This is a genomic window from Microbacterium sp. LRZ72, assembly GCF_033792225.1.
In the GTDB taxonomy this organism is placed as follows: domain Bacteria; phylum Actinomycetota; class Actinomycetes; order Actinomycetales; family Microbacteriaceae; genus Microbacterium.
The window spans coordinates 1-8,241 of sequence record NZ_JANGEX010000025.1; the positions used below are offsets into that span (position 1 = coordinate 1).

General features: G+C 66.8%; 8 protein-coding genes. 4 read left to right on the forward strand and 4 right to left on the reverse strand.

The genetic code is table 11. The annotated features are described in order from the left end of the window. Window positions 1-71 precede the first annotated feature (71 nt). From M4I32_RS14915 to M4I32_RS14930, 4 genes are all read right to left on the reverse strand, one after another. On the reverse strand, window positions 72-1,244 hold the full coding sequence (locus tag M4I32_RS14915; protein ID WP_319035274.1) for a carbohydrate-binding domain-containing protein: 1,173 nt from the start codon (window positions 1,242-1,244) through the stop codon (window positions 72-74). Between the two features lie 150 nt (window positions 1,245-1,394). Continuing rightward, window positions 1,395-2,999, reverse strand: a complete 1,605-nt coding sequence (locus M4I32_RS14920; RefSeq protein ID WP_319035275.1) for a hypothetical protein — start codon at window positions 2,997-2,999, stop codon at window positions 1,395-1,397. Window positions 3,000-3,229: 230 nt separating this feature from the next. Beyond that, window positions 3,230-4,345, reverse strand: coding sequence for an NAD(P)-binding domain-containing protein (locus tag M4I32_RS14925; RefSeq protein WP_319035276.1), 1,116 nt, complete (start codon window positions 4,343-4,345; stop codon window positions 3,230-3,232). A 64-nt stretch (window positions 4,346-4,409) separates the two neighbouring features. Beyond that, complete coding sequence (locus M4I32_RS14930) at window positions 4,410-4,856, reverse strand: DUF4260 family protein (protein WP_319035277.1); 447 nt, start codon at window positions 4,854-4,856, stop codon at window positions 4,410-4,412. Window positions 4,857-5,136: 280 nt separating this feature from the next. On the opposite strand from M4I32_RS14930, the gene M4I32_RS14940 reads away from it, so the two are divergent. The 4 genes from M4I32_RS14940 to M4I32_RS14955 all read left to right on the forward strand — a co-directional run bounded on the left by M4I32_RS14940 (window position 5,137) and on the right by M4I32_RS14955 (window position 8,096). Continuing rightward, window positions 5,137-6,081 carry a DUF5996 family protein gene (locus M4I32_RS14940; RefSeq protein WP_319035278.1) on the forward strand — a complete coding sequence of 315 codons (945 nt, stop codon included), beginning with the start codon at window positions 5,137-5,139 and terminating at the stop codon, window positions 6,079-6,081. A 56-nt stretch (window positions 6,082-6,137) separates the two neighbouring features. Further along, window positions 6,138-6,785, forward strand: coding sequence for an RraA family protein (locus tag M4I32_RS14945; protein WP_319035279.1), 648 nt, complete (start codon window positions 6,138-6,140; stop codon window positions 6,783-6,785). Window positions 6,786-6,868: 83 nt separating this feature from the next. Next, on the forward strand, window positions 6,869-7,441 hold the full coding sequence (locus M4I32_RS14950) for a LysM domain-containing protein (RefSeq protein ID WP_319035280.1): 573 nt from the start codon (window positions 6,869-6,871) through the stop codon (window positions 7,439-7,441). A gap of 64 nt (window positions 7,442-7,505) precedes the next feature. Then, complete coding sequence (locus M4I32_RS14955; protein WP_319035281.1) at window positions 7,506-8,096, forward strand: hypothetical protein; 591 nt, start codon at window positions 7,506-7,508, stop codon at window positions 8,094-8,096. The last annotated feature ends 145 nt before the right edge of the window (window positions 8,097-8,241 follow it).

Sequence of the window (8,241 nt, forward strand, 5' to 3'; positions counted from 1 at the left end):
GATCTCATCCGCTCGCACGCCGCGACGTTAACAGCTCCCACGACCATTAACAAGAACCTAACCAAGTACTACTAGGGTCGGCCGCCGCCGCCCATTCCGCCGCCCATCATCTGGCCCGTCAGCTCGGTGACCTGCTCGCCGTTGACGATCAGAGTGCCGCCCGAGAGCGTGCCCGTCCCGTCGAAGTCGGTTGCCGATTGTGCGGTGATATCGATCGTGCCGCCCGTGATTGTGAGATCGCCGTTGCTGTCGATCGCATCGGTGTCGCCCGCGCCCATCGAGATGCTGATGTCGCCCCCGTTGATGGTGATGCTGAGCCCTGTCGTCACGATGGCCGAGGCGGCGGCATTGATGCCGTCGTCGGATGCGGTGACGCTGATGTCGCCGCCGTCGATCACGATGACCGGCGCCTCGATGCCCTCGACGGACTCAGGGATGTCGATGGTGCCGCCCGTGATCGTCACCTGCTGCTCGGCCTTGACGGCGTCGTCGCCGGTGGTGATGGTGATGTCACCGCCCGAGACGATGAGCTGCCCCTCGCCGGCGTCGGTGTCGTTGGTGGATTTGATTCCGTCGCCCGCCGCGTCGATCGTGATCGTGCCGCCGCTGATGGTCAGCGAGTCGGTCCCGCGGATGCCGTCGTCGACGCTCTCGAGCGTGATCGTGCCGGATTCGATCCGCAGGTCGTCCTTGCCGACGATGCCGTCGGCGAATGTGGCGGTGACGTTCAACGTGCCGGTACCCGCGATGATCAGGTCGTCTGCGGAGTAGATGGCGCCGTCGATCTCTTCGTCTTCGGTCTGGTCGTCGCTGCGGGTGGACGCGTCGGAGACGGCGTTGGTCGTCCCCTCCGTCAGTTCGATCACGGTCGTCTCGGCGCCGTCGACCTGGATCGCGGCACCGTCGGTGCTCTCGATCGTCGCGCCGTTCAGGATGACCCGCACGTTCCCGTCGGTGTCGACGACGACCTGCCCGGCGGTCGAACCGCTGAGCACATAGGTGCCTGCCTCGGTGATGGTCAGACCGTCGTCGGAGAGCGTCACCTCGGTGGTGGGCAGATCGCTCCAGTCGATGTCGCCGCTGGTGGCGCTCGTGTCGACGGCCGTGGCCGAGTTGGACGCGCTCGTCGTCGGCTCGGAGCTCGCAGATGTGGTCGAGCTCGCGCGGGTTACGGTCGCGGCGCAGCCGGTGACCAGCAGCGCAGAGGCGAGAAGGGCGGTGGCGGCGAGGGGGACTCGTTTCATGAGCTCGATCCTTGGGTCGGGGTTCGTCGGTGGTGAGTCCTCACCCCACCACCGGCGTCTATGGGCTCCCTATGGGAGAACCATGCCCCTGCCTCGGGATCGCGAACGCGCCCATGACCGGCGCAGCTAGTCGCTTCGGCGAGTCTCCGCTCAACCGAGCCCGACGACGAAGGCCATGCCGTCGAGAACCGCGCCGGTCGCGACATTGCCGCTCAGCACGAAGATCGCCGTGAGCGTGTCGGGATTGAACAGCATCCGCACCTCGGTGTCGGGCAGTATCCCGAGCTCGTCGACCGGGACGAACAGGCCGAGCGCCTCGGCCGCTGTCGAAGAACCCATCGTCGCGAGCTTCCAGTCGGAGCCGCCGATCCACCAGTTGTTCGCATCGCCGTCGTCGTGGTTCTCCCCCTGGCCGATGCACAGCGGCGCGCTTGCCGTCGCGGTACCGCCTTGTGGTGTGAGCTCGCCGCAGAAGGCGAAGTGCAGCTTGCCGGGTTGCGTGGTCCCGTCATTGGCCCCCGCGCCGATCATGGCGCCGCTTCCGACCGCGTCGATGAACCAATCGGCGACGTCAGAGCTGCTGTTGCGCCCGGCCGTGACGTTGATGCTGTAGTTGTTCAGATTCGTGCCGGAGAGGACCTTCTTCCACACCTCGCTCTCGTAGGTCGTGGTGTCGTGCACTCCGGCCCACAGCTCACCCTTCGTGATCGACTCCGTGCAGGTGGACCCGCACGAGACCTTCCAGGAGGAGGGGACCTCGATATCCGCCTTCTTGAGCTCTCGGGCAAGGGTGTCGAGCACCGCCTTGTCGGCCGAGCTCAGGTCGGGGTGTGCAGCGACGAACGCCTCCAGCCGTGAGCCGGTGAGTGGGCCGATCTGCGACGGGCTGTACAGCGAGAAGAGGTTCGGGGAGGCGCCACCCGAGTTGACCTCGAAGGTGTAGGACGAGGATCCGTGGCTTTCCAGGCACGCGACGAGGCTGGTTGCGTTCTCGTCCGTCGTGTTCTCGTCGATGTAGCACTCGGGGCGCTCGACGTAGTAGTACTGGCCGCCCATCCACCAGTTGTTCGCCAGCGTGTCGCTGTCTCCCTGCCCGAAGCAGGTTTCGATCTGGGTGTCGAACTGGCTGAATGCGAGACTCCCGCAGAATGCGTAGTGCAGTTCGTTGGGCTCGTCGTTGGTGTCGATGTCGGTGTGCACCGCATATCCCAGAGTCTGGTCGTTGAACCAGTTCGCGACGGAGTCGTCGCCGTCGTGCGTGCCCGTGACGTTGAGGGTGAGCGTCGTGCTGCTGTCGTCCCACCCGCTGTCGACGAACGAGAAGTCGTCGCCGTAGGCCTCGGTGTAGGCGAAGGAGAGCGCGCCGATCTCGCTGATGACCTCGACGCTGTCGTCGTGCGTCTTCGACAGTTCGGGATCGACGTCCGCGCCCGGGGACGGGCCGTCGCCGATGGCGATCGCCCCTCCACGGGGCGGGACACCGGGTGCGTCGACTCCCGTGCTCGGCGGGACAACGGGAGCGGGGTCCGGCGCAAGAGGTGGTGGCGTCGGCTCCGGTGCGGGAGGCTCTGGCGGTGAGGAGGGAGCCGCGACCGGCTCGGTTGGCTCCGGGACCACCGTCGCTGAAACGATCGGAGCCGGCGTCGAATCATCCATCGACTCGTCGGCCTCGGGTGTTGCGGTGCACCCCGCGAGAAGCAGGCTGATCGCCAGCCCGACGACGGCGGCGCGACGAGCGGCTCGGGGCAGTCTCACGGGAATAGCGTCCTTCGGGCTTGATCCGGATGCGGCCGGGGTCACGGGCGTTCGGTGCGCATGACACTGGGCCGCGGAGGACGCCACTTCGGGGGCAACGTCACCTCCACGCTAGCGGCGAATCCCGGGGTCGCCGCTCACGCACACGAGGATGTGGAGTACTGCGTCAGTGATGGACGAGCATTGCGCGGACAACCGTCAGCACGATCCGACCGAAGCGGAACCCGTTCTCAGGCAGGAGTGAAACGGCTTGACGTTGCGTCGGCCTGCGCCGCGAGGTACCGCGAGACGGCGATCACCGCCTCGCGTCCGGCGCGGTTCGCGCCCACCGTGGACTGCGAGGGCCCGAACCCGATCAGGTGCACGCGCGGGTCTCGAGTGGTCTGGGTACCGTGCACCTGCACGCCACCGGCCGGGCTTCGCAGGTCGAGCGCGTCGAGGTGGGCAAGGTCGGCCGTGAAGCCGGTCGCCCACACGATCACGTCGAGCGGGGTGAAAGTACCATCGGCTTCCCAGACCCCGCGGGGTCCGATCGACGAGAACATCGGACGTGCATTCAACACTCCTCGATCCCGCGCAGCGACCGCGTACGACGTCCATCCGAGTCCGGTGTACGAGACGATGCTGCCGGGCGGCCGGCCCGCTTCGACATCGGCGACCACTTTCGCGATCGTGGCGCGACCGGTTGTCTCTGGCTCGAACGCGGTGTCGAGCCATTGCGGCGGCCGTCTCGTGTACCAGAAGGTCTCGGCGACGCGGGAGAGTTCTTCGAGGTGCTGAACGGCAGATATCCCGGCACCGACGACCGCAACCCGCTGCCCCGCGAAGTGCTCGTACCCCCCGTATTCGCGCGTGTGCAGCTGGCGCCCCTCGAACGTGTCCGCACCCGGGTACGCGGGCCGCACGGGGTTGTTCCACGTTCCGGTCGCGTTGATCACGACACGCGCGTGCCATGCACCCCGGTCGCTCTCGACGCTCAACAGACCGGCGGGGTCGTCGTCGAGACGTCGCACCTCGCGCACCCGCACGGGGCGAAGCACCCGGATGCCGTGGGCGTGCTCGTACGCGGCGAAGTACCGCGGAACCGCCGTGCGGCTCGGCTCGGACTCCTGCAGATGCGGCTTCGGGAAGTCCGGCAGATCGAATATCCCATTGAGCGTGGCGATCGTGAGCGAGTCCCAGCGGTGCGACCAGGCCCCTCCCGGCTGAGAGTTCGCGTCGAGGGTGAGGTAGGTGCGCGCAGCGTCAGGCTCGTCGAGCGCGTTCACGAACCCACGACGCTGCAGATGATGCGACGCCGACAGGCCGGCTTGGCCTGCGCCGATGACGACGACATCGACATTCACGATCGTCTCCACGGTGCGGTCAACACCGCAGTGCGGAGCCGTGTTCCCCCACGCCGCCGTGACCCTAGCTCGCGCGGCGCGTATTCCCGATCGTGCCGAGGTGGGTGTGTGTGAAGGCATCCGGAAGCTTGAGTCCGTAGCCCAGCATCCGGTCCACCCCGACGTGGAACGCCCACGCGAGTGCGATCAGCGCGACCCAGGTCGCCGCAGCCGGCGACGAGAGGCTCAGCACGATCGCGACGGCGCCCAGGACCGCCGACCAGACATAGGTGTGAACCGCGTTGTACCAGAACGCGCCGAGAGCGGTCGAGCGCAGGTATCCGAGTATCGACAGATCGAAGAGCAGGAACATCGCCAGCGGAAACCACCACAGACCGGGATCGATCGCGATCGTTCCCAGCATCGCGAGCGCGGCGATGAGGCCGCTCTCGGTCCGCATGATTGCCACGGGTCGCGGACCACCGCCCCTGAGCGCGCCGCTGTCTTGCGTGGTGTGCCGTTCTTCGGTCATGGTCGTCTCCTTAGGTACTCGTGCCATGTCGCACATTTCACACCGTGTGGCAGCAACACGCTCAAGGTCTGCGTGCGATCGACCCGTCGACATCCTGGGGCTGGCAGCCGGAGAATGACTTCACCAACCGCAACGCCATGACCTACAACCTGCTCCACCTGGCGGCGATACTAAAGCCGCAGGGGGCTTCCCGGCCTACGGAAACCGTCGCAGCGAGTGGGATGCCGGCTGCGCACCGCATCAGCCGAACCCCGAATACCGCTGATCAAGAGGAGACGCCATGAACACGGATGCCGCGGCGCAGGGCCGGTCCTGGCCGCAGCTGAGAGTCGCTGACTGGACGGCGACCCGAGACACCCTGCATATGTGGACGCAGATCGTGGGCAAGGTGCGGCTCGTGCACGCTCCGCTGATCAACCACTGGTGGCAGGTGACGCTCTACGTCACCCCGCGGGGCCTGGGCACCGGCAGCATCCCGGACGGGCGCCGGCTCTTCGATCTCGAGTTCGATTTCATCGCCCATGAGCTCCGGATCCGCACCAGCGACGGCGGCGCCAGGGCCGTCCGCCTAGAGGCGAAGCCGGTGTCGGAGTTCCACGCGCAGACCCTGCGGGCGCTGCACGAGTTGGGCATCGACGCCGAGATCTCCTCCACGCCGAACGAGGTGGAACCCGCCATCCCCTTCGCCCAAGACACCGCGCACGCCGAGTACGACCCGGCTGCGGCCCGCCTGTTCTGGGAGCAGCTGATGCAGGCGCACCGGGTGATCGAAGAGTTCCGGTCGCACTTCGTCGGCAAGGTCAGCCCGGTCCACTTCTTCTGGGGCTCGATGGATCTCGCCTGCACCCGGTTCTCGGGCCGCGAGGCACCCGAGCATCCGGGCGGTGCTCCGAATGTCGGCGACTGGGTCATGGTCGAGGGCTACTCGCGTGAGCTCTTCAGCTGCGGATTCTGGCCCGGCGGCGGCGACGAAGGCGCGTTCTACGCCTACGCCTACCCTGAGCCCGAGGGCTTCGCCGACTATCCGGTCGGCCCCGAGGGCGCGTACTACAGCCGCGGCAACGGTCAGTTCCTCTTGCCGTACGAGGTCGTGGCAACGGCCGAGGATCCGGACCAGGCAGTTCTGCAGTTCCTGCACGACACCTACCACGCCGCCGCCGAACACGGTGGGTGGGACAGGGACGCGCTCGAAGACGACCCGGGCCGATGGGACCACCTTCGCTAGGTCGCGAGCGCTCGCGCGCCACAGCGCAGATCAGCCCGACAACGAGAGACCGACTGATGAGCGACGACGAGAAGCGGAACCGTTCCATCCAAGCCGCCGAGCTGGGGTGCGCCGCGCTGGTCGATGCGATGGGCCGCATCCACCCTCATCGTGCTCACCTCCTTCCCCTCCACAGCCCGGATCCGACGCGCCCTCTGTTCGGACCGGCGGCCACCATCGCCTTCCTGCCCTACCGTGATGACCTCCCGCAGACCGACTTCGCGCACCTCTTCTATCAAGCCCTCGGATCGACACCGCTGGGGCGAGTGCTGGTGCTCTCCAGCGGCGGATATCCCGACGCATCCCACGGCGGCGGCACCAAGCTCTCGCGCGGCGAGCACACCCAGATCGCCGGCGTCCTCACCGACGGTCGGTTGCGGGACTTCGCCCAGCTCGCCGAATACGGATTCGCTACGTGGTGCCGGGGCGAAGCGACCCAGTGGGGCGGAGCCACCGTGATGCCCTACGCGGCCGATGTCGCCGTCGAGATAGCCGGTGTCACGGTCGTCCCCGGGGACTACGTCTATGCCGACAACGCCGGAGCCGTCGTGATCCCGGCCGCCAGCATCGACCGAGTTCTCGCCGAAGCGCGCGCGGTCGAGGGCGAGGATGCTGCGGCGGTGGCTCGGATCAGAACTGAGCGCCCTGAGGATTTTCGGCGATGAGACCGCGGCGCAGCCCGGACTAACCTGCAGGAACCGGTCGAAGTCGGAGGCACAACGCCAAACCCATCGCTAGCGTGGGCAGCATGACCAACCGCGCTGCCCGCCGAATGGCACTCCTCGCCGCGCCCATGCTTGCTGTCACCCTTGCAGCTTGCAGCCCGGCCGCGGACGCTCCGGCAGCGGCGCCCATCGAGACACCCGCAGCCGCGACCCCCTCCCCGACCGAGACGAGCCCACCCGGCTCCGAGCCCTCGGCCGACGCTGCCGAGATCATCGAGCAAGGCGGCCGCATCGCCCCCTACCCCGGCCCCGCCCAGCCGGACACCCACCCGAAGTGCGAGACCATCGCATGGACCGAGACATCCCGCGAAGACCCCAGCGATGAATGGCAGACCGAGATGTTCGGCGAACCGGTAGATACAGGTGCGGAGAGCATGGCGACCGGCACCGCCGAGCTCGACGACTCCGGCGTCCCCATCACCTACACCGTCGCCTCCGGCGACGTGATCAACGCAATCGGTGCCCGCTTCTGCATCGACACCGTCAACCTCGCGATGTTCAACGGCCTCTGGGGCGGCGACGGGACGATCCACCCGGGCGACCGACTGCTGCTCCAGCCCGACCCGACGAAGCCTGCCGTCGTTCCCGGACAGTAGCCCGCAGCGCCCGTGCCGCGTCGCCCGCCGCTCCTCCACCTACCCTGGAAACCAGGAGGTTGTCGTGAAGAAGGTATACGTGCTTTCAACGCTTGGTGTGATAGCTGTCGTCGCGGTGGCGGCATCCGTCTTCGCCCTGACACGGGAGACGGCTGAGGTCCCTGCGGACGAGATCGTCCCCGAACTCGCCTCTCAACAGGACTCCAGCGACGTGCTTCCCGACTACCTCAATCGTGAGGACTCCGGTGACATCGTCGAAGAAAGCGTCCGTAGTGCAGGGAGCGACGAACGCGCCGATTACTGGGTGGCAAGAACCCGGGATGACGAGATCTGTCTCGTCGTTCGCGTCCGCGGAGACCAAGAGATAGTTTCATCGAGCTGTGGCACGCCCGCGAACATCTACGAACGCGGCGCGGCTAGCGGAACCATGGCAGGCGGATCAAACGAGAATGCCGTAGAGGCGTACTTGATCCCCCACGATGTCGATGCATCCCAGCTCGAGGCGGAATTGCCGGATTCTCGCATCACATCGACGGATGGGTTCACGCTCGCCGTGAGGTTCCCCGGCACCGACGACAGATTCAGCGAGGCGACCATCGACCGGTCAGGCGGCGGCAGCTTCTCGTTCATTCCGCTGAGTGCGCTCGGAGGATGAACGCAACCAACGAGAGGGTATGGCGAACGGGGCTGCTGGTCGGGTCCAGGAAGGCGAGAACGTGAACGGGGAATGCTGAGGTTTTGGTTGACTCGTTTCCTTATGCCGCCAGGTCGACGGCGTTCTTCATGATGGTTTCGAACTC

What these genes read in the sequence shown, in the direction of transcription:
- M4I32_RS14915 (WP_319035274.1), bottom strand. Translation starts at nt 1,244, where the DNA reads ATGAAACGAGTCCCCCTCGCCGCCACCGCCCTTCTCGCCTCTGCGCTG.
- M4I32_RS14930 (WP_319035277.1), bottom strand. Translation starts at nt 4,856, where the DNA reads ATGACCGAAGAACGGCACACCACGCAAGACAGCGGCGCGCTCAGGGGC.
- M4I32_RS14940 (WP_319035278.1), top strand. Translation starts at nt 5,137, where the DNA reads ATGAACACGGATGCCGCGGCGCAGGGCCGGTCCTGGCCGCAGCTGAGA.
- M4I32_RS14945 (WP_319035279.1), top strand. Translation starts at nt 6,138, where the DNA reads ATGAGCGACGACGAGAAGCGGAACCGTTCCATCCAAGCCGCCGAGCTG.
- M4I32_RS14950 (WP_319035280.1), top strand. Translation starts at nt 6,869, where the DNA reads ATGACCAACCGCGCTGCCCGCCGAATGGCACTCCTCGCCGCGCCCATG.